General features: G+C 59.6%; 22 protein-coding genes and 1 riboswitch. Of the genes, 17 read left to right on the forward strand and 5 right to left on the reverse strand.

Annotation, left to right across the window (positions count from 1 at the left end):
- Positions 1-48: 48 nt before the first annotated feature.
- A complete protein-coding gene (locus ACZ3HG_RS02800) occupies positions 49-345 on the reverse strand; it encodes an Rdx family protein (RefSeq protein ID WP_062743311.1) in 297 nt (98 codons plus the stop codon).
- Positions 346-490: 145 nt separating this feature from the next.
- Between ACZ3HG_RS02800 and ACZ3HG_RS02805 the strand changes: the two genes are divergently transcribed.
- The 3 genes from ACZ3HG_RS02805 to yghX all read left to right on the forward strand — a co-directional run bounded on the left by ACZ3HG_RS02805 (position 491) and on the right by yghX (position 2,521).
- The gene (locus tag ACZ3HG_RS02805) at positions 491-670 is read left to right on the forward strand and encodes a hypothetical protein (RefSeq protein WP_187509186.1); all 180 of its coding nucleotides are present in this window, start codon (positions 491-493) and stop codon (positions 668-670) included.
- The gene (locus ACZ3HG_RS02810; protein ID WP_465331746.1) at positions 667-1,542 is read left to right on the forward strand and encodes an ABC transporter substrate-binding protein; all 876 of its coding nucleotides are present in this window, start codon (positions 667-669) and stop codon (positions 1,540-1,542) included. The genes ACZ3HG_RS02805 and ACZ3HG_RS02810 overlap by 4 nt, the downstream gene beginning before the upstream one ends.
- A gap of 91 nt (positions 1,543-1,633) precedes the next feature.
- Complete coding sequence (gene yghX / locus ACZ3HG_RS02815; protein ID WP_191935914.1) at positions 1,634-2,521, forward strand: YghX family hydrolase; 888 nt, start codon at positions 1,634-1,636, stop codon at positions 2,519-2,521.
- 19 nt (positions 2,522-2,540) lie between these two features.
- Here the strand turns inward: yghX and ACZ3HG_RS02820 are convergent, their stop codons facing one another.
- Both ACZ3HG_RS02820 and ACZ3HG_RS02825 read right to left on the reverse strand, forming a co-directional pair.
- Positions 2,541-3,440 (reverse strand): LysR family transcriptional regulator, encoded by a 900-nt coding sequence (locus ACZ3HG_RS02820; RefSeq protein WP_465331748.1) that lies wholly within the window; start codon positions 3,438-3,440, stop codon positions 2,541-2,543.
- Positions 3,441-3,571: 131 nt separating this feature from the next.
- A complete protein-coding gene (locus ACZ3HG_RS02825; RefSeq protein WP_465332560.1) occupies positions 3,572-3,967 on the reverse strand; it encodes a (R)-mandelonitrile lyase in 396 nt (131 codons plus the stop codon).
- 452 nt (positions 3,968-4,419) lie between these two features.
- Between ACZ3HG_RS02825 and ACZ3HG_RS02830 the strand changes: the two genes are divergently transcribed.
- From ACZ3HG_RS02830 to ACZ3HG_RS02850, 5 genes are read left to right on the forward strand one after another with little or no spacing between them, the layout of a single operon-like run.
- A complete protein-coding gene (locus ACZ3HG_RS02830; protein WP_191935912.1) occupies positions 4,420-6,516 on the forward strand; it encodes a TonB-dependent receptor in 2,097 nt (698 codons plus the stop codon).
- A complete protein-coding gene (locus tag ACZ3HG_RS02835; protein ID WP_191935911.1) occupies positions 6,506-7,423 on the forward strand; it encodes an ABC transporter substrate-binding protein in 918 nt (305 codons plus the stop codon). Before ACZ3HG_RS02830 ends, ACZ3HG_RS02835 begins: the two co-directional genes overlap by 11 nt.
- Positions 7,420-8,409, forward strand: a complete 990-nt coding sequence (locus tag ACZ3HG_RS02840; protein ID WP_465331751.1) for a FecCD family ABC transporter permease — start codon at positions 7,420-7,422, stop codon at positions 8,407-8,409. The genes ACZ3HG_RS02835 and ACZ3HG_RS02840 overlap by 4 nt, the downstream gene beginning before the upstream one ends.
- Complete coding sequence (locus tag ACZ3HG_RS02845; protein ID WP_191932328.1) at positions 8,402-9,433, forward strand: FecCD family ABC transporter permease; 1,032 nt, start codon at positions 8,402-8,404, stop codon at positions 9,431-9,433. The genes ACZ3HG_RS02840 and ACZ3HG_RS02845 overlap by 8 nt, the downstream gene beginning before the upstream one ends.
- Before the next feature lie 12 nt (positions 9,434-9,445).
- Entirely contained in the window at positions 9,446-10,234 is a 789-nt protein-coding gene (locus ACZ3HG_RS02850) for an ABC transporter ATP-binding protein (RefSeq protein WP_191932329.1), read from the forward strand.
- Positions 10,235-10,813: 579 nt separating this feature from the next.
- On the opposite strand, the gene ACZ3HG_RS02855 is transcribed toward ACZ3HG_RS02850, so the two are convergent.
- A complete protein-coding gene (locus ACZ3HG_RS02855; protein WP_062743301.1) occupies positions 10,814-11,023 on the reverse strand; it encodes a YdgH/BhsA/McbA-like domain containing protein in 210 nt (69 codons plus the stop codon).
- Positions 11,024-11,403: 380 nt separating this feature from the next.
- On the opposite strand from ACZ3HG_RS02855, the gene ACZ3HG_RS02860 reads away from it, so the two are divergent.
- The 4 genes from ACZ3HG_RS02860 (at position 11,404) to ACZ3HG_RS02875 (ending at position 14,549) form a co-directional block, all read left to right on the forward strand.
- Positions 11,404-12,591, forward strand: a complete 1,188-nt coding sequence (locus ACZ3HG_RS02860) for an aminotransferase-like domain-containing protein (protein ID WP_465331754.1) — start codon at positions 11,404-11,406, stop codon at positions 12,589-12,591.
- 216 nt (positions 12,592-12,807) lie between these two features.
- Positions 12,808-13,470 carry an SDR family oxidoreductase gene (locus ACZ3HG_RS02865; RefSeq protein ID WP_191932331.1) on the forward strand — a complete coding sequence of 221 codons (663 nt, stop codon included), beginning with the start codon at positions 12,808-12,810 and terminating at the stop codon, positions 13,468-13,470.
- Position 13,471: 1 nt separating this feature from the next.
- Positions 13,472-14,101 carry a Rossmann-fold NAD(P)-binding domain-containing protein gene (locus ACZ3HG_RS02870; protein ID WP_465331756.1) on the forward strand — a complete coding sequence of 210 codons (630 nt, stop codon included), beginning with the start codon at positions 13,472-13,474 and terminating at the stop codon, positions 14,099-14,101.
- A gap of 100 nt (positions 14,102-14,201) precedes the next feature.
- On the forward strand, positions 14,202-14,549 hold the full coding sequence (locus ACZ3HG_RS02875; protein WP_191932333.1) for a hypothetical protein: 348 nt from the start codon (positions 14,202-14,204) through the stop codon (positions 14,547-14,549).
- A gap of 44 nt (positions 14,550-14,593) precedes the next feature.
- Here the strand turns inward: ACZ3HG_RS02875 and ACZ3HG_RS02880 are convergent, their stop codons facing one another.
- Positions 14,594-15,868, reverse strand: a complete 1,275-nt coding sequence (locus ACZ3HG_RS02880) for an MFS transporter (protein WP_465331758.1) — start codon at positions 15,866-15,868, stop codon at positions 14,594-14,596.
- Positions 15,869-16,071: 203 nt separating this feature from the next.
- Positions 16,072-16,170: riboswitch (guanidine-I (ykkC/yxkD leader) on the forward strand.
- Positions 16,171-16,225: 55 nt separating this feature from the next.
- Here ACZ3HG_RS02880 and ACZ3HG_RS02885 point away from each other — a divergent pair.
- Genes ACZ3HG_RS02885 through ACZ3HG_RS02905 form a run of 5 tightly spaced genes read left to right on the forward strand, consistent with a single transcriptional unit; the run spans position 16,226 to position 20,272 of the window.
- Positions 16,226-17,284, forward strand: a complete 1,059-nt coding sequence (locus ACZ3HG_RS02885) for a putative urea ABC transporter substrate-binding protein (RefSeq protein WP_191935905.1) — start codon at positions 16,226-16,228, stop codon at positions 17,282-17,284.
- A gap of 23 nt (positions 17,285-17,307) precedes the next feature.
- On the forward strand, positions 17,308-18,123 hold the full coding sequence (locus ACZ3HG_RS02890; protein WP_191932336.1) for an ABC transporter permease: 816 nt from the start codon (positions 17,308-17,310) through the stop codon (positions 18,121-18,123).
- Positions 18,120-18,938, forward strand: coding sequence for an ABC transporter ATP-binding protein (locus tag ACZ3HG_RS02895; protein WP_465331761.1), 819 nt, complete (start codon positions 18,120-18,122; stop codon positions 18,936-18,938). Before ACZ3HG_RS02890 ends, ACZ3HG_RS02895 begins: the two co-directional genes overlap by 4 nt.
- The gene (locus tag ACZ3HG_RS02900; protein WP_191932338.1) at positions 18,922-19,626 is read left to right on the forward strand and encodes an urea amidolyase associated protein UAAP1; all 705 of its coding nucleotides are present in this window, start codon (positions 18,922-18,924) and stop codon (positions 19,624-19,626) included. The genes ACZ3HG_RS02895 and ACZ3HG_RS02900 overlap by 17 nt, the downstream gene beginning before the upstream one ends.
- Before the next feature lie 10 nt (positions 19,627-19,636).
- Positions 19,637-20,272 carry an urea amidolyase associated protein UAAP2 gene (locus ACZ3HG_RS02905; protein ID WP_191932339.1) on the forward strand — a complete coding sequence of 212 codons (636 nt, stop codon included), beginning with the start codon at positions 19,637-19,639 and terminating at the stop codon, positions 20,270-20,272.
- Positions 20,273-20,280: the final 8 nt, after the last annotated feature.

A 20,280-nucleotide genomic window follows, 5' to 3' on the forward strand; every position in this document is an offset into this window, starting at 1 on the left:
CCAGCCTCCGGCACGGGATGACCGACTGCGGTCATCCCGTTTCATCCTTTATTCCGCGGGCTTCGCGTGCTGGTCAATGTGCCCGAGGTCACGCTCCGGGAAACAGACGGCGCGCAGGCGGCGCTTGATTTCAGCAGCATCCGGGAAGCCGTTATCGGTTTTACGGTTCCAGATCACCTGCTGGTTCACGGTGATTTCGTATACCCCACCGGTACCCGGGATCAGCGTGACCGCGCCGAGGTCGGTACTGAACGTATGCAGCAGTTCCTGCGCCATCCAACTGGCGCGCAGCATCCAGTTGCACTGGGAACAGTAGTGTATGGTTACAACAGGTAATTGACTCACAGCAGGTCACCTCCTCAGGCAATAAACGTTACTTTCCGCAGCGAAAAACAGGCCCAAGTGTACCTTAATGGGACCGCTACACTCAGCGCCCGCGTAAAAAATAAACCCCCGCGACGGGTGGGCGGGGGCATTGCCAGAGCGCTAAATGCGATTTCACGCTGAACATTCTCCGATTTCTTCTTTGTTCTGTCAGGGCAGCTTTGTTATTGCTGTCATTGACCTCTGGCAAAAGAAGGAAGGCTTAATGGATATCGACGGGTTTTACCGCAGGCACGGCGGTGCTGACCTCACGCAGGCGCAGCGTGAGGAGGGCAAGCGCGGATGACCTTACGTATTGGCAGTCACCCCCATCTTCTCTCCCTGTTTATTTTGCGCCATCGCGGGGTGCTGGAAACCGCGCTGGCCGCGCACGGCGGCGTGGTATGGACAGATTATGATCACGCCGGTGACGGCGCTGTCCTGCTGGCAGAGCAGGCACTGGATGTGATCGGCACCGGCTCAACGCTGCCCGTTCTGGCCCGCAGCGGCGGCCTGGATGTCGCTTATCTGGCAGCATCGCCTGACCGGGCGGCACCCTGCGCGCTGCTGGCCATGAAAGACAGCGCACACCGGAATACGCGGGCGCTACAGGGGGCGCGTATTGCCGGGATGCGCGGAACCGTGACTGAACCGTTTCTGGCCGGGCTGCTGTTACAGCACGGGCTGACGCTGGACGATATCACCCTGGTCGATCTTAACGGCAGCGATGCCGCCCGCGCGCTGCGCGAAGGGCGCGTCGATCTGTGGGCCGCGATCGATCCCTGGCTTACCGCCGCGCAGGAGGCAAAAAAAATACGCTGTCTTGCGCAGTCAGGTGAGGCGGTACGAAGCCGGGCGCTGGTCTGGTGTCGTGAGCGCTGGCTGCGTCAGTCGCGGCCGCAGGCGGAGGTGCTGCTGACGGTGCTGGCGGACAATGACCGCTGGATAGCCGGGAATCGCCAGCAGGCTGCCGGGATTATTCATCACCATTTACCGGGTTCACCGGGCGTGGACCGCTGGCTGGCGGCCATCCGCAACCAGGCCTGGGGCATCCACCGCGTGACGCCAGCGCTGCTGTCCGAGCAGCAGCGGCAGGCGGACGACCTGCTCGCCGCCCGGTTTATTCCGCAGCCGCTGACGATTAGCATTGCGGCCGAGCCGTGCCGGGCCTACCTTTAAACAGGGTACGACTGTGACAGGTCGACCCTGGATCCGCGCCGTACCTGCACAGGACGGCACCCTCTGACCCGCCCCGAACGGAGCCTGACGCATGACACGTATGACGGCAAAAGACTTCCCGCCTGAACTGCTCAACTATTTTGATTACTACGTCCATGGAAAAATCAGCAAGCGTGAGTTTCTCGATCTCGCCGCAAAATTTGTCGTCGGTGGCCTGTCGGCGGCAGCGCTGGGGACCCTGCTGACGCCGAATTATGCCCTGGCGCAGCAGGTTGAATTTACCGATCCTGATATCCGTGCGGAGTATATTCACTATCCGTCACCCCAGGGCCACGGCAGCGTAAAAGGGTACCTGGTGCGCCCGGCGAAGGTCAGCGGGCGGGTGCCGGCGGTGGTGGTGGTGCATGAAAATCGCGGCCTGAATCCCTATATCGAAGACGTGGCCCGGCGGGTGGCAAAAGCCGGGTTTATCGCCCTGGCCCCTGACGGATTAAGCTCTGTCGGCGGCTACCCGGGCAACGATGAAAAAGGGCGCGAGCTGCAGCAGCAGATTGACCCGGAAAAGCTGATGAATGACTTTTTTGCGGCGATCGAATTTATGATGCAGTTCCCGGCGGCCAGCGGCAAAGTGGGTATCACCGGCTTCTGCTATGGCGGCGGGGTGGCGAATGCGGCAGCGGTGGCCTGGCCTGAATTAGCGGCCGCCGTGCCGTTCTATGGTCGTCAGCCGAAAGTCGAAGATGTGCCGAAAATTAAGGCTCCGCTGCTGCTGCACTATGCAGAGCGGGATACGCGCATTAATGAAGGGTGGCCTGCGTATGAGGCCGCGCTGAAGGCGAATCATAACGTGTATGAAGGCTACGTGTATAAAGGGGTGGATCACGGCTTCCACAATGATTCGACGCCGCGATACGACAAAGCCGCTGCTGACCTGGCGTGGGAGAGGACGATTGCCTGGTTTAACCGCTATCTTGTCTGAGGTCAGCAGCGGGAAGGGCTTATTCCTGACGTGGATAACGCAGAGCCTCGATCAGGCGGGAAAAAGCCGCCGTATGCTGCTTACGGCTGGGATAATATAAATAATACCCGGTAAACGGCTCGATCCAGTCGACCAGTACCTGCTCCAGGCTGCCGCTGGCCAATGCTGTCTCTACGCTGTCCTCCGGTACGCAGGCCAGGCCCAGGCCGGCGATTGCCGCAGCAATGCGGGGTTCAAGGCTGTCAACGACCAGCTGGCCTTCTACCCGCACGCGGATCTGCCGCTGACCCTGCTTAAACTCCCAGGCATACAGGTCGCCCATGGTCGGCAGACGCCGGTTAATACAGCGATGATGTTGCAGTTCCTGTGGCGTTTGCGGGCGGCCGTGGCGGGAAAAATACGCCGGTGACCCGACGATCGCCATACGCCAGGCGGGACCGATGCGCACCGCAATCATGTCTTTCGCCACCTGTTCACCCAGGCGGACCCCGGCATCGAAGCGGCCGCTGACAATATCAGTCAGCGTATTGTCCACGGCGATCTCGACATTCACCTCGGGATAGTGCGCTAAAAAGGGCTGAAGGGCGGGCCACAGCGTGGTGGTGACCGCGTGTTCACCGGCCGTGAGGCGAAGGTTGCCGGCCGGGACGGAGCGCATTTCCGTCAAGGCAATCAGTTCGGATTCAATCTCATTCATGCGGGGAGCGATAGCATTAATTAACTTTTCACCCGCTTCGGTCGGAGCCACGCTGCGCGTGGTACGCGTCAGTAAACGAAGCTGCAGACGCTCCTCCAGCGCGCGGATCGAATGGCGGAGGGCCGACTGCGATACGCCCAGTCGGGCTGCAGCTTTGGTAAAGCTGCGCTCCTGAGCGACCACCATCAGAGAGATGAGATCGTTAACGTTTTCTTTTAACACGTTTTACTCCGGCACGCCGTTCGCTTGGTACCGGCAGTGTAATCCTTCCCCTTGACTGATGCGAAAAATTCATAAGTCATGACGCTAAACATTCCGGCGGCAGGGGCTCCGTCTTTGCGGCAAAAGCCGCATTAACCCGGATATTGCGCCTCGCTGACGTGTTCCAGCCAGTCCACCACGTTGCCCTCCTGCGCTTCGGCAATGGCAATATGGGTCATCGCGGCATCCGCCCCGGCACCGTGCCAGTGCTTAACGTCGGGACGGATCCAGACAATATCTCCGCAGGCAATCGCCTGGGCTTCTTTGCCCCATTCCTGCACCCAGCCCTGACCTGCTGTGACAATCAGCGTCTGCCCAAGCGGGTGGGTGTGCCAGGCGGTACGCGCACCGGCTGAAAAGGTCACGGTTGCACCGCCTGTACGGGCCGGTGCGCTGGCGTTAAACGGGGTATCGATGCTGACCGTGCCGGTGAAATAGTCGGCCGGGCCTGCGACAGCAGGCTGACTGCCGCTTTTAATAATCTCAATCATGACTTTTTCCTCGTGTTGTGAGCTTTCATCTTAGGCCATTCCCGCAGGCGAATTGAGTACGCCGGGCATATAGACGTCATGAGCTGAACTCATTAATCGCCGCTTTTGTCAGGATTAAGCCTGTATTACCGGCGCGTTTAGGCTCAGTTACGCTAATTTTGAGACGGTAACGTGTGATGATGATCACATTTTAAAGCAAAAGAACGGCAAGAACCGGACAGTGAGAAATGCGTGCTTAATCTATTTTTGTTATTTTAATTCAGTGGGTTATGTAGAGTGGAATCGGTTCTCTTTCACAGTGTAAGCAAGGCGTAAGGAAAAATGTCTAATTATTCCGGTTGTTACCGTAAATGATAATGATAATAATCCCATTCGCATTTTCACTGGTGCCGTCAGGCGCATTTAGCCTGCCCGAAGGGCGGGTTTTCCCCAGGTAAAAGGATCGTGAGATGAAAGTCAGGGCGCTTTATTCGCTGATGCCACTGCTGCTGGCAGGGCCTTTGTATGCAGAAGAGACGGCGGGCGACGGTGCGGATATGGTGGTCAGCGCCAGCCGTACCGCCAGCGAAAAGAAAGATTCACCGCAGGTCGTCACCATCATTACAAAGCAGCAGATTGAGCAGCAGAGACAGATCACTTCTGACACCTCGCAGATCCTCAGCAACCTGTTGCCTTCTTTCTCGCCCAGCCGGCAGAAAATGAGCGGCAGCGGTGAAACCCTGCGCGGCCGCACGCCGCTGGTGATGATTGACGGCATTCCGCAGTCGAACCCGCTGCGTCCCACCGGGCGGGAAATGCACACCATTGATGCCTCAATGATTGAACGCATTGAGGTGATCCACGGCGCAAACGCCAGCAACGGCATTGGCGCGGCGGGCGGGGTGATCAACCTGATCACCAAACGACCGGAGCCGGGGGCGCTGAATCAGCATTTTGGCATCGAAACCTCATCGCCCACCTCGCAGCTGAAGGGCGATACCATGAGCTATAAGTCCACCTACAGCGTGAATGGCCGCGAAGAGTATCTCGACTACCTGTTCTCGGCGAGCTATGAGGATCAGGGCCTGTACCTTGACGGCAACAACCGTCCGGTCGGTGTAGATAACACCCAGGGTGACCTGATGGATTCACGCGCCTATGACCTGCTGGGGAAGGTGGGCTACTGGCTGGACGACGATCAGCGTATCCAGCTCAGTGCCAGCTATTACCAGCTTAAGGGCAAGAATGACTACCTGAGCGTCACCGGGGATCGCGATCGCGGCATTCCCACCACCTCGATCAAGGGTACCCCGGAAGGCGATGCGCCGCATAACAGCGTGTGGAACACCGCAGTGACCTATGACAACTACAACCTGGCCGGCATGCAGCTGACGGCGCTGGCGTATTATCAGCATTATGAAGCCCTGTTCGGTTCTGCGCTGTCCGGTTCATTCCAGGATCCCAGCATTGCGCCTGTCGGTACGCTGTACGATCAGTCGCGTGCGGTCACCACCAAGTACGGTACCAAGATGGCGTTGACCAAAGCGGATATCTGGGACGACTATCTGAAGGTAACGCTGGGCTTCGATACGCTGTTTGACCAGTCAAAGCAGGATCTGTGGGGAACCGGGCGTACCTATGTCCCGGAAATCAAGTACACCGACCTGTCACCGTTCTTACAGCTGGAAGTGACGCCTGTCGAATCGCTCAAACTGTCGGGCGGCGTGCGCTATGAGTATGCCCGCCTGGATATCGACAGTTACCAGACCATTGCCAGCGCTAACAGCGTCACGGTGGAAGGGGGCAAGCCGGACTTTGATAAAACGCTGTACAACGTCGGTGCCGTCTGGACGCCGGTAGCGCCGCTGAGCCTGTTTGCCAACTATTCGCAGGGCTTTGCCATGCCGGACGTGGGCCGCGTGCTGCGCGGTATCAATCAGCCGGGCATGAGCGCCGGCACCTTCCTGAATCTGCAGCCGATTGTGACGGAGAATACCGAATACGGCTTCCGCGTGGATCAGCAGCCGTTTGACTTTGAACTCAGCTACTACGAGTCAAAGTCGAAACTTGGCAGCCGCGTTGACCGCGTCGGGGATATGTATGTCACGCGCCGTGAGAAAACGAAAATAGACGGGTTTGAAGGCACGCTGGGCTATGCAGTGAACGACGATCACCGTCTGAAACTGAGCTATTCCCACATGCGCGGCCGCTATGACAGCGATGATAACGGCAGCCTGGATGCGAAACTCGACGGCCTTAACGTCTCTCCCGACCGCATTATCGCCAGCTGGTCTGCCAACTGGTCACCCCAGTGGACCTCGTTTATTCAGGCCAACTGGGCGCTGAGCCGCGAGTTTGATGAGGAAGATAAAGACTTTACCGGCTACGCGCTGATTGATGCTGCCGTGGGCTACAAGCTGCCGCGCGGACGGATTAACCTGGCGGTCTCCAACCTGTTTGATAAACAGTATGTGACCTATTATTCGCAGAGCGCGCTGGTGGAGCCTGACCGCTACTTCTCCGGTCGTGGACGCACGGTGACGCTGGGTTACAACGTTGATTTCTGAGGTCTTACCCTGTCCTGAACGACGCTATCTGCTGCGGCTGGGGGCGGGGGTTGTGGCCGCCTGTTTTCTGGCTCCGGCCCGCGCCACCCCAGCACCGCTCAGGGTGATCACGCTGTTCCAGGGGGCCACAGACGCTGCGGTGGCCCTTGGGGTGATCCCCTGTGCGGTCGTGGATTCATGGAGTGAAAAACCCACTTACCGCTATCTGCGTGCGGCGCTTCAGAACGTGCCGCACGTCGGGCTTGAAACCCAGCCCAGCCTGGAAGACATCGTCCTGCTGCGGCCGGACGTCATTATCGCCTCCCGATTTCGCCATCAGGCGCTGGCACCGCTGCTGAAACAGATCGCGCCGCTGGTCATGCTGGATAACGTCTTTGAATTCAGAGAGACCGTCCGCGCCGTGGGCGCGGCGGTCAATCGTCAGCAGGGGGCACGGGATCTGCTGACCCGCTTCACGCAGCGTGTCACCCGGCTGCGCGGCCTGCTGGCACAGCATTTTGCTGCTCGCTGGCCGCTGACCGTTTCGGTGCTCGATATCCGTGCTGACCACCTGCGCAGCTATCTGCCGCAGAGTTTTCCCGGTACGATCCTCAGCGAGCTGGGTTTCACCTGGAATGAGGCCGCCCGGCAGGGAACAGGCGTGTCGATCAAACTGAGCGGACGCGAGAGCCTGCCGGTGGTCAACGCAGACCTGTTCTTCGTGATGCTGCACGCGGAAAAAGCCGTGGTGCGGGAAAACTACCAAAGTCTGGTCAGGCATCCGCTGTGGCGGCAAATGCAGGCACCGCAGCATCACCGGGTGTGGCAGGTGGACAGTGTGACCTGGGTACTGTCGGGCGGAATTATCGCCGCCAGTGCGGTACTGGACGACATTGAACGTCTGTTACTGACGGAGACGGCAGCATGAGCCCCGCGCTGAAGCTCGGCCTGCTGACGCTGCTTCTGGCCTGCGCGGTGGTGCTCAGTCTGATGACCGGGGCCAGCTGGATCTCTCTGCCGCAGGTCTGGGGTGCGCTGGTCCGCCATGATGCCATGAACCTGCAGCATATCCTCGTTACCACCTCCCGCCTGCCGCGTACCCTGATGGCGCTGTCCGTGGGGGCCAGCCTGGCGGTAGCCGGGGCGCTGATGCAGGCGCTGACGCGTAATCCTCTTGCCTCGCCCGGCCTGTTTGGCATCAATGCCGGCGCGACTTTTTTGATTATTCTCTGCAGCTCGCTGTTCTCCGTTGCCTCCCTGAACGGCTTACTGTGGTGCGCCTTTGCCGGCGCGGCGCTGGCAGGCACGCTGGTGTGGACCATCGGCACGGCGGGGCGCGGCAGCTTAAATCCGCTGCGCATTGTGCTGGCGGGGGCGTCGATCACCGCACTGTTTACTGCCTTCAGCCAGGCCCTGCTGGTTATCGATCAGCAGGGCCTGGATACGGTGCTGTTCTGGCTGGCCGGATCGCTGACCGAACGCGAACTGTCGGCAGTCTGGCCCGTTCTGACGCTCAGTGCGCTGGGGCTGGGTATGGCACTGCTGTTTGCCGGACAGCTGAATGTGATGAACGCGGGAGACGACATCGCCACCGCGCTGGGACAGCACGCCGGACGCATCCGGCTGCTGCTGGCAGGGTTGATTGTGGTGCTGGCCGGTTGCGCCGTGGCGCTGGCCGGTAGCATTGGCTTTATTGGTCTGGTGGTACCACATATGGTGCGCAGAACCCTTTCCATCGACCACCGCTGGCTGCTGCCGGGCTGTGCGGTGGGCGGGGCGCTGCTGCTGCTGCTGGCCGACATGCTGGCGCGGGTGGTGATCCTGCCGCAGGAGGTGCCGGTCGGGGTGATGACCGCGCTGTTCGGCGCGCCGTTCTTTATCTGGCTGGCACGGTGCGGAGGACGTTATGGATAAGATGATCACCTTCCGGCGCGGCGGCTTCTCCCGGCAGATCAACCTGAGTACCGCAGGGCGGGTGCTGCTGGCGACGGTCGCACTGCTGCTGGTCATGCTGCTGTCGCTGACCCAGGGTAAAGTGACAATGTCACCGTTAACCGTCCTGCGACTGCTGGTCAGCGACGATCCGGGCGGTATGACGTTTATTATTCAGCAGCTGCGCCTGCCGCGCATCGTGCTGGCGGGACTGGTGGGCGGCGCGCTGGCAGTGTCGGGACTGATCCTGCAAAGTATCATCCGTAATCCGCTGGCCTCGCCCGACCTGCTGGGCATCACCAGCGGTGCCGGAACGGCCGCCGTGCTCTATCTGGCTTTTTTCAGCCTGACATGGGGCGACGGTCTGCTGCCGCTGGCGGTCATGGCCGGGGCCGGGCTGGCAACCGGCTGCGTCTGGCTGCTGGCCTGGAAGCAGGGTGCTTCACCGCTGCGGCTGGTGCTGATCGGCGTGGGCATTTCGGCGCTGCTGGGGGCGGTGACTACGCTGGTGCTGGTCTTCAGCCCGCTGACCACCACGCTGTCGGCGTATCTCTGGCTGACGGGCAGCGTCTACGGTGCCACCTGGTCGCAGGCAACAGCGCTGGCACAGTGGCTGCTGGCGATCCTGCCGCTGCTGGTCTGGCTGGCGCGACAGGCGATCGTGCAGCAGCTGGATCCGGGCCTGGCGGGGGGGATTGGCGTACGCGTAGAGTGGCAGCGCGGCGGGCTGCTGCTGGTAAGCGTGGCACTGGCTGGCGTAGCCATTGCCTGGGGCGGGGCGATGGCGTTTGTCGGGCTGATTGCCCCACACATTGGCAAACGGCTGGTTTCCCCCGGTTTTACCGGACAGGCGCTGATGAGTGCCCTGGTGGGTGCCATGGTGCTGATGCTGGCTGACCTGATCGGCCGGGTACTTTTTCTGCCGGCCGATCTGCCCGCGGGCATTTTTGTCGCCGTGCTTGGTACGCCGTTCTTTTTATATCTGCTGATCGCACAGCGTCACTAAGGAAGCTGAGTTATGACGGCCATCGCCGCCCGCAGTCTGACCCTGAGTTACCAGAATCAGACCATTATTGACGATCTGGACATTTCGCTGCCAAAGGGCAAAGTGACGGTTCTGATCGGCAGTAACGGCAGCGGCAAAAGCACGCTGCTGCGCGCGTTTGCCCGCCTGCTTAAACCTCACAGCGGCTCGGTATGGGTCAACGGGGGAGACATCCAGCAGAAATCCACAGTCAACGTGGCACAGGAACTGGCGATCCTGCCGCAGAGTCCGGTGGCCCCGGAAGGGATTAACGTGCGCCAGCTGGTGAGCCTGGGGCGTTACCCGTGGCAGAACTGGCTGCAGCAGTGGTCAGCACAGGATGAGGCGGAAGTGGACGCCGCCCTGCAGCGTACGGGCACCATCGAACTGGCGGATCGCCCGGTTGAAGCGCTTTCTGGCGGGCAGCGGCAGCGGGTCTGGATTGCCATGACGCTGGCGCAGAACACCGGCATTCTGCTGCTGGATGAGCCCACGACCTTTCTCGATCTGGCCCATCAGATTGAGGTGCTGGATCTTCTGCGTGACCTTAACCGGCAGCAGAATAAAACCATCGTTATGGTGCTGCACGATCTGAACCTTGCTTGCCGCTACGCCGACCATCTGATCGCCGTCCACCAGCGGGGCGTGGTGGCCGAAGGCGCACCGCAGGCGATCCTCAGCGAGGCGCTGGTAAAAACCGTTTTTGACCTCAACTGTCGTATTATTGACGATCCGTTCTACGGCACGCCGCTGGTGATCCCGTTAAGCCGGGATCACGTCTGAGTAGCTGTCGCTAGCGGCCGCACGTCTGCAGGCAGCGCTGCAGGGTGCTGCTGCAGCCGCTGCCGCTGTCCCGGTCGCAGCGGCTGTTTTCAACGTAACACCGTTGCGGGCAGCCGCTGTCCGCCGCCGCGTGTGTCTGGGGTAAAAGGGAGGTAAGCAGTAAAAGGATCGGTATTCGCATCATCATTCTCCGCCGTCATTTCAATCGTTCCTGTTTATTCTGGTGCAGAAAGGCCCGTCTGGCGACCATGCTAAAGTATGGCCTCATGCTGCGCCTCTTCTGAGCGGATTGATATCGACACGGGAAGAACGGGATCGAACTGACCGGCTGCAGTTTTTCTGCGATCTGGTGTCTGGCGACCGTTTGCAGCTGCTGAAAGAGACCGACTTTGCCACCGCCACCCGCACGGGCCGGGAGGGAGTTACCGGGCGCTTTCAACCACCCGCCTTGCAATGCGATGCAGGAGGCGGTGGTGCGGAAGGTAGTGCAAAAAAGGGTGGCGTCGGCGTAGTGACACTGTCTTTTTAACGTCAATAAAAAAGCCCCTTTCGGGGCTTTTTATTAAATCAGAAGGCCACTTATTTAATCAGTTCAGCGGTCATGTGCACGCCGTTATTAAAGTTGGCTTCGGTGATTTTGTAGCTGCTGCCCGCCTGCTGGGCCTGCGCGGCAATCTGCGCTTCTGCTGCGGACAGGGTAGAGGCGGTGGCGGTAACGCTCTGGGCAAAGCTGCCGAAGGAGATCAGAGACAGGGCGGCAACAGCGACGAAAGTTTTGATGGTTTTCATAATGTATTCCTCAGGGTATTTTTATAAGATAAGGCGTTTTGCCTTGATGTGATAAATACTACGCCTGCTAATAATCAACTGATAGCGGAATAAATTGCCAGTAATATTCAAAATATCTGAACAAGAGAGGTGTGACGAGCATCACAAAAATTGCCTTGATGTCCGCGACTTCTCTGGCCTCGTCAGGCGAAATAAATCGCTTCCTGCGACTGGTGGCCCCATGGAGGTCGAGGCAGAAGAGGGAGAACCTGCGGTTATTTCTAAGAGAAACGACGTTAAAAAACGCCATCAAACTGAAATAAAAAGTTAATTAATTGACAGCTTATACCCGTTTCTCATAACGTTATTCCAGCCCAATACCCTTAAAGAGAATACGGAACATGACCACGCGTTACGCGGACAGAATGGAGGGTGTAAAGCCTTCTGCCATCAGGCAATTGCTGCAGTTCGGTGCAGATCCCACGATTATTTCCTTCGGCGGCGGTTATCCGGACTCCAGCCTGTTTCCGGCGCGGGAACTTCAGGCTATTTTTGGCGAGCTGCTTTCAGGTCCTGGCGAAGTCTCGCTGCAATATACCCACTCCACCGGGATGCCAAAGCTGCGCCAGCAGATAGCACAACGTATGGCCGCTGATGGGATCATCTGTGAAGAAGATCAGGTGCTGATCCTGCAGGGCAGCCAGCAGGGGCTGGACCTGGCAGCCAGGCTGCTGATTAACCCCGGTGACCTGATCGCTACTGAAGCCCCGACCTTTCTCGGCGCGTTGATCGCCTTTAATACCTGCCAGCCGGGCTATCTGGCGATCCCGATGGACGAGCAGGGGCTGATGACCGACGTACTGGAGCAGAAGCTGAAAGAGGGGCAGCGCATTAAGCTGCTGTATACCGTCCCGGACTTCCATAACCCGACCGGAATAACGCTGTCGCTGGCGCGTCGACAGCATCTGATCCAGCTGGCCAACCAGTATGACTTTATTATTCTGGAAGACTCGCCATACCGCGAAGTCCGCTATCAGGGGGATAAAGTCCCCACGCTGAAAAGCATGGATACGCAAGGACGAGTGATTTACTTCGGTAGCTTCTCCAAAATCCTCGCCCCGGGCCTGCGTCTCGGCTGGTCTGTGGCCTCTGCTGAGATCACCGAGAAGCTGGGCCTGCTGAAGCTGGCGGCAGATACACAGTGCAGCACCCTGAACATGGCCGCAGTCTCGATGTATCTGGAAAGGCACAATATTGACGATCATATCCAGACCATCAAGGCGCAGTATCTGCGTAAGAAAGAAACCATGCTGTCGGTGGTCAGAAGCGAATTCCCGCAGGGGATCAGCTGGACCGATCCTGACGGTGGCCTGTTTACCTGGATGGAGTTCCCGGAAGGCTTTGATACGGCGAAATTTATGCTGGAGCATGCGGTGCCAGAGGCGAAAGTGGTCTGGGTGCCGGGTGCCACCTTCTTCCCGACGGTGCAGCGCGATAATTTTGCCCGCTTCAGCTACTCCACCCACAGTGATGAAAAAATCATCAAGGGCATGACGGCGCTGGCCGATCTGCTGAAGAAACACCTCTGATCTGACCTGCCTGAGCAGCGCCGGACGGGTTCCGGCGCTGCATTATTTGTGATCTGCTCCAGAAGTTCCTTCTTACCGTGCCATTTTCGCAGGGTGTATCCCTTTCAGTCGATCCCCGTTGGGGAAAGCTGAACGGTACGCGCGTTCACCCAACTGCGAGGCGGGTCACAGTGAATAAGCTAAGATGTAAGACAGGTTCATTTTCCGGAGATCGTGATGAGTAAGGTATTTATTATTGGTGCAGCGGGCCAGATTGGCCGCCGTCTGGTGAGTCAGCTGGCAGAGCAGGGCCATCAGCCGGTGGGGCTTCATCGTCATAGCGAACAGGGTGAGCAACTGAAAAGTCTGGGCGCGGATACCGTTCAGGGAGACCTGACGGCCCTGAGCGTGCCTGACTTTGCCGGGCTGATGCGCGGCTGTGACTGTGTGGTCTTCACCGCCGGCGCAGGCGGCAAAGGCGGTATGGAAACCACGAATGCCATCGATGGCAAAGGGCTGGAACTGGCGGTCGCCGCGGCCACCCAGGCAGGTGTTGCACGTTTTCTGCTGGTGTCTGCCTTCCCGGAAGCCGGGCGGGGTAAAGCCGGGTCGGACACCTTTGAAAACTATATGGCGGTGAAGAAGCAGGCCGATGTGCATCTGGCTGCCAGCGATCTGGACTGGGTGATCCTGCGTCCCGGCACGCTGGTGGACGATGCCGGAAACGGCAACGTCACCGCCGGACTGGCCATCCCCTATGGCAACATTTCCCGTGATAACGTTGCTGCCGCCCTGGCAACCCTGGTCGGACAGCCGCAGGTGACGCACAAAATCATCGAACTGACCGATGGCAGCACCCCGGTGGCGCAGGCGATTGACCAGTTCGCCGGGAGAGCCTGAGATGAAACTGCTGCTGGTTGGGGCCAGTGGACTGGTGGGCGGGCACCTGTTGCGGCTGGCGCTGGCGGATGCCCGGGTCACCTCGGTGGTGGCCCCGGTGCGGCGTACGCTGCCGGCGCACCCCAGGCTGCTGGCCCCGACCGTGGATTTCGACCATTTACCCGAGGCGGCGGACTGGTGGCAGGTTGATGCGATGATTTGTACGCTCGGCACCACCATGAAGCAGGCTAAAAGCCGTGAAGCGTTTACACGCGTCGACTACCACTATCCGCTGGCCTTCGCCCGGCGGGTCAGAGCGCAGGGCACCGCGACCTGCGTGCTGAACTCAGCGGCTGGCGCGAATGTGGACTCGCGCTTTTTATACAACCGGGTTAAGGGGGAACTGGAGCGCGATCTGGCCCGGTTGGGGTTTGACTCGCTGACGCTGGTCCGGCCGGGCCTGATTGGCGGTGAGCGTCAGGCCCCACGTCCGGTGGAATCGCTGATGATGCGGATACTGAGCGTGGCGGGACCTGTCCTGCCCAAAAGCCTGCGGCTTAACCCGGCGGAAAATATTGCCCGGGCGCTGCTGGCCTCTGCGCTGAACGCTCCGCCGGGGCAGCATATTGTCCCGGCGGCGGCGCTGAGTTAAAAAAACAGGCGTGATCTTGCCGGGTAAAGTCCGGCATAATCCGGCACGGTGTCTGTCGGCGGCTGGCGTTGACGGCAGTGAATGAAAAATGGATTACGTCATGAAACGTCATGCGGTCAGGGTGGGGCTGTTTATTGCCTGTGCGGTGCTAATGGTGGCGGGCTATCAGACATTACATACGTGGTATGCGAGCCATTATCAGATCGTTTCCCACCGCAGCGTGGGATTAATGTTTGTCTCTTTTTATTTTTATTACCTTGCCTGCCCGGCATTATTGATCATGGCTTTTGTGCCCTGGCGCTGGGGCTGTGTGGTCGGTGTATCTGTTCTCAGTGCCCTCTTTTTCTTGTGGTTTCCCTATCATCCGCTGCGGGTGCTCGGCATGGCCGCCTGCACCCTTGGCAGCGCTTTGTTATTAACGGCACTCCGGTGGCGGTTAAAGGTATGATGATGTTGCCGTTCGCCAGAGCCTGCCTGAACGAACGGATGCCATCACTCATCCAGCGCCCGGCGGTGGTCGTCAGCCCGCAGCGTCATCAAGGCGGCGATGCTGACAACGGCGGTCGCCATCACGTAAAACGCCGGAATATCATTATTACCGGTCTGTTTGATCAGTCCGCTGATAATTAACCCTGCGCAGCCAGAGAACAGGGCGTTAGAAAGGGAATAGGCCAGCCCCAGCCCGGTATAGCGAACGTGGGTGGGGAACATCTCAGACAGCATGGCGGGCCCCGGTCCAGCCAGCAGGCCCACCAGTCCCCCTGCAAACATCACCACCAGGCACTTCACCAGCAAACTGATGTCGGGCATCTGCAGCACTTTCAGCAGCGGCCAGGCAAAGATCAGCAGCATCACGCTGGCAAACACCATCACGTTACGGCGGCCGAGGCGGTCGCTGAGCATCCCCGCAGGCAGGATGGTGAGGGCAAAACCCACATTCGAAAGCACGGCAATCACCAGCGCCTGGTTCAGCCCGGTGTGCAGCACCGACTGTAAGTAGGTCGGCATCACCACCAGATAGGTATACCCCGCCGCCGACCAGACCATCACCCGGCCAATGCCCAGCAGGATCACCCGGAACACCAGCCCGCCGCGCGGCGCATCAGGCTGTGTTTTTGCCTGATTAAAGGTCGGGGTTTCTTCCAGCTGCATACGCAGCCACAGGGCAACCAGACCCAGCGGCAGCGCCGTCAGAAAAGGTATCCGCCAGCCCCAGCTGTGCAGCGCCTCGTCGCTCAGGGTCGCCGTCAGCACCGCGACCATTGCCGCCCCGGCCAGCAGGCCAAAGGCCACGGTCAGCGACTGCCAGGCGCCATACAGGCCGCGTTTGCCTTTCGGGGCGAACTCGGTCATCAGGGAAACTGCACCGCCGTACTCCCCGCCGGCAAACAGCCCCTGAAGAATGCGCAGCAGGGTGAGGATCAGCGGGGCGGCCAGACCGATAGAGGCATAAACCGGCACCAGACCAATCGCAGCGGTGGTCAGCGTCATCAGGATCAGCACCGCCACCAGCGTGGGCTTGCGGCCTATTCTGTCACCGATGCGGCCAAACACCATTGCGCCGAGCGGGCGGAAGAAAAAGGCAATGGCGAAGGCGGCCCAGGTCAGGATAATGCCCGTCAGTGCTGATTCACCCTGCAGGGTAAAAAAGTTGCGGGCAATGATCGTGGCAAGAAAACCGTAAACCGCGAATTCATACCACTCAATAAAGTTGCCGACGGCACCGGCAATCAGCGCTTTTTTTCGTAACGAGTGAGACTGTGTCATGGTTCTCCGGCCTGCAGGTAAGATGAGACGGGCGTTTATTTCCACACTGCACACTTCTGATGCACTCTGCCAGAAAATGATGCCCCATCGGCGATCGTTTTACGCAAAGCGTTAACGATAACTCACTGTTTTACTGCTAAAAGCGTTCTGGCACAACTTTTGCTCTGTTACTAACAGCAGCAGCGTTACACCGATAACTGATCACAATAGCAGGCTAGGGTTCCGGTCCACACGGTGGATGACTGGTCCGAGAGCTGGCGACCTCGGTTGGGGTTACACGGCGGGATAAAAGCCCGGGAGACAGCAACACCTCTGGTGTCGCGCTGCCCCGTTTTTTCCGCCAACACCGAGGTTACAATGAAACTTGCCCGCATCCTCAGCATTTGCCTTCTCAGCGTGACAGCGCTGGTCAGCGTGCCTTCCCAGGCCGCCGCAAAAAAAGAATTTAACGTCTGCTGGACCATTTATGCCGGATGGATGCCCTGGGGCCAGATTGCCAGCGCCGGTATCATCGACAAATGGGCGGCCAGATACGGCATTAAAATTCACGTCACCCAGCTCAACGACTATATCGAATCCATTAACCAGTACACCGCTGGCCAGTTTGACGGCTGTACCATGACCAATATGGATGCGCTGACCATTCCGGCGGCCGGGGGCGTGGACTCTACCGCGCTGATCCTCGGCAGCTATTCCGAAGGCAACGACGGCGTGGTACTGAAGGGCAAAGGTAAAACCCTGAAGGATCTGAAAGGGATGAAAGTCTACCTGCCGGCGCTGTCGGTGTCCCACTATCTGCTGGTGCGCGGGCTGGAAAAAGCCGGGTTGCAGGAAAAAGATGTCACCGTGGTAAACACCTCGGACGCCGATATTGTCTCTGCCTTTGCCACCAACAGCGTGCAGGCCGCCGTGGCCTGGAATCCGCAGCTGTCGGTGATCAAAAACACCCCCGATACCACCGAGGTCTTTGAGTCTTCCCAGGTGCCCGGCGAGCTGATCGACATGATGGTGGTCAACAGCGCGGTGCTGAAAGATAACCCGGCCCTCGGTAAAGCCCTGACCGGCGCGTGGTATGAAATGATGGCGCAGATGAAAGCGGGCGATCACGCCGCGCTCAGTGCCATGGCTTCTGCCTCCGGCACTGACCTCAGCGGCTACCAGGCGCAGTTAAAAACCACCCACCTGTTTTACACCCCGGCCGATAATCTTGCGTTTGTCAGTGGCACGGCGCTGGCGAAAACCATGCAGCGCGTGGCGGACTTCTCTTTTGAAAAGGGCCTGCTCGGTGACGGCGCACAGAGCGCTGACTTTATCGGCATGAGCTTCCCCGGCAACGTCACGCAGGGTGACAGCGGCAACATCAAACTGCGCTTTGACGACAGCTACCTGAAAATGGCGGCGGCCGGCACCCTGTAATTCACCCCTGAGGAGCCTGCACCATGCGGCAAATTAACCGACACCCTGACCGGGGCATGCACGTGATGCTGGTCCTGCTGCCGTTCGTGCTGGTCATCGCGGCTTATTTTATCGGCTCGGCAGTGCGGCTGGACGCCAATCCACACGACAAGCTGCTGCCCGGGCTGGGGCAGATGATTGATGCGGTACAGCGTATGGCGTTCACGCCGGATAAACGCAGCGGCGACTATCTGCTGTGGATGGATACCGCCGTCAGCCTGGGGCGTCTGCTGATCGGGCTGGGGATCGCTTCCGTTCTGGGGCTGGCCTTCGGCATTGCCTCCGGGGTTTTTCCGCTGTGGCGATCGCCGCTGTCGTCGTTTATGACGGTGGTTTCCATGGTGCCGCCGCTGGCCATTCTCCCGGTGCTGTTTATCGTCTTCGGGCTGGATGAGCTGTCGAAAATCATGCTGATCGTCATTGGCATCACGCCGATGCTGGCACGTGACCTGGAGCAGCGGGCGCGGGAGATCCCGCCAGAGATCCTGATCAAGGCTCAGACCCTCGGTGCCAGCAGCTGGACGGTGGTACTGCGGGTGGTGTTACCGCAGTTACTTACCCGGCTGCTGACCTCGCTGCGCCTGCTGCTGGGCTCCGCCTGGCTGTTTCTGATCTCCGCCGAAGCGATCTCCGCCACCGCCGGACTGGGGTACCGCATCTTTCTGGTGCGCCGCTATATGGCGATGGACGTGATCCTGCCGTACGTCATCTGGATCACGCTGCTGGCCTGGCTGATGGATCTCGGGCTGCGTCGCCTTAACCGGCTGTGCTTCCCCTGGGCTCAGGGAGAAAAATCATGAGTTTTATCGAAGTCAGACAGCTGTGGCAGGAGTACGGCAACCACGTGGTGCTGGAAAACCTCAACCTGAGCATCAGTGAAGGGGAGTTCTGCACCCTCGTCGGTGCCTCCGGCTGCGGTAAATCCACCTTTCTGCGCCTGCTGCTGGGGCAGGAAAAACCCAGCCGTGGCCGCCTCCTGCTGGAGGGGCAGCCGCTGAAGGCCGAACCGGACCCCAGCCGGGGCGTGGTCTTCCAGCGCTACTCGGTGTTTCCGCATCTGAACGTGCTGGATAACGTCGCCATCGGTCTGGAACTGTCGCAGGCACCGCTGATCGGACGTCTTTTTGGCCGGCGCAAAAAAGCGGCGCGCGAGCAGGCGGCGGAGATGCTGGTGCGCGTGGGGTTAGGTCATGCTCTGGAGAAATATCCTGCCCAGCTGTCCGGCGGGATGCAGCAGCGGCTGGCGATTGCGCAGGCATTTATTATGCGCCCGCGCATCCTGCTGCTGGACGAACCCTTCGGCGCACTCGACCCCGGCATCCGCAAAGATATGCACAGTCTGCTGCTGTCGCTGTGGCAGGAAACTCAGCTGACGGTGTTTATGGTGACCCACGACCTGTCAGAGGGGTTCAACCTCGGTACCCGGCTGCTGGTGTTCGACAAAGTGCGTATTGACCCGCACGAGCCGAACGCCTGGGGGGCCCGCATTACTTACGATCTGCCGCTGAACGAAACCCGACTGCGGCAGCGTCAGTCGCCCGGTACGGTGATCCCGCACCCGGCACTGGCGACACTTTCCCTGAATCAGGAGATATCCCATGACCCATCCCTGTGAAGAAACGTTACCCGGCGGCGGTCACACCTCGCTGGTGATAAAAAAAGGCCAGCTTCTGCGCCTGACTGACACCGAAGGTGGGGCCAACGTCAGCCTGATGCTGTTTAACGCCCATGAGAAAAGCGAACGGCTGAATCTGCCGGACACGCTGAAAGGGCAGCACACCGCCAGACTGACGGCCGGGCACTGTCTCTATTCTGATATGGGCCGCGTGCTGACGGCGATCGTCACCGACACCTGCGGCTGGCATGACAGCTTCGGCGGCGTGCTGAACGCCAGTGAAACGGCAGAAAAATACGGTCAGGGTCGCTATCAGGAGCGGCGCAACGATTTCCACCGCAACGGGCTGGATAACCTGCTGGTTGAAATGGGCAAATGGAACCTCGGTCTGGAGGATCTGCACATGGTGCTTAATCTGTTCAGCAAGGTCACCGTTGATGCGCAGGGCGCATTCACCTTCCACGACCGTCACTCCGCGCCGGGCAGCACGGTAGAACTGTATGCCCCGATGGACGTGCTGGTGGTGCTGACCGCGCTGCCGCACCCGATGGATCCGAACCCGGCATACCGCCCGCGTCCGGTGCAGATAAGCCTGCACGATGCCAGCGATGCGGTGACCGCAGGGTGCAAAACGTCCCGCCCGGAAAACCAGCGCGCCTTCGACAACATGACGCGCTTTGCCCTTTAAGGAGCCCCCGATGACATTAACTGCCAGTGAAAAACAGCCCGCTGAGGCGGTATATCGCCACACCATCCCGGCCGGGGAACCCTTTCTGTTTGAGGTGAAAAAAGGCCAGACCGTCCGGCTGCACGATCTGGAGGGCAACCAGGCGGTGGATACGCTGTTCTACCGCGCGGCCAGCCCGCGGGAGCGCTATGACGCCCAGCGTACCCTGCGCCGCCAGAACAATGCCTACCTGACCACCGGCAGCGTGCTCTATTCCAATCTGGGCAACCCGCTGCTGACCCTTGTTGCCGATACCTGTGGCCGTCACGACACGCTTGGCGGTGCCTGTTCTCAGGAGAGCAACACCGTGCGTTACCACGCCGGAACCCGGCATATGCACAGCTGCCGCGACAATTTTCTCTGCGCCTGCCTGCACGACGGGCGGCTGAATAAGCGGGATATTACCGCCAATATCAACTTCTTTATGAACGTACCGGTAACGCCGGAGGGGGGGCTGACTTTCGAAGATGGCATTTCCGCCGCCGGTAAGTATGTCGAGCTGCGCGCCGAATGCGATGTCATTGTGCTGATCTCCAACTGTCCTCAGCTCAATAACCCCTGCAACGGCTGGAACCCGACTGCTGCCGAAGTGCTGGTGTGGAACTGATCGGCTGA

Source organism: Erwinia sp. PME.40.26/001, from assembly GCF_055556675.1.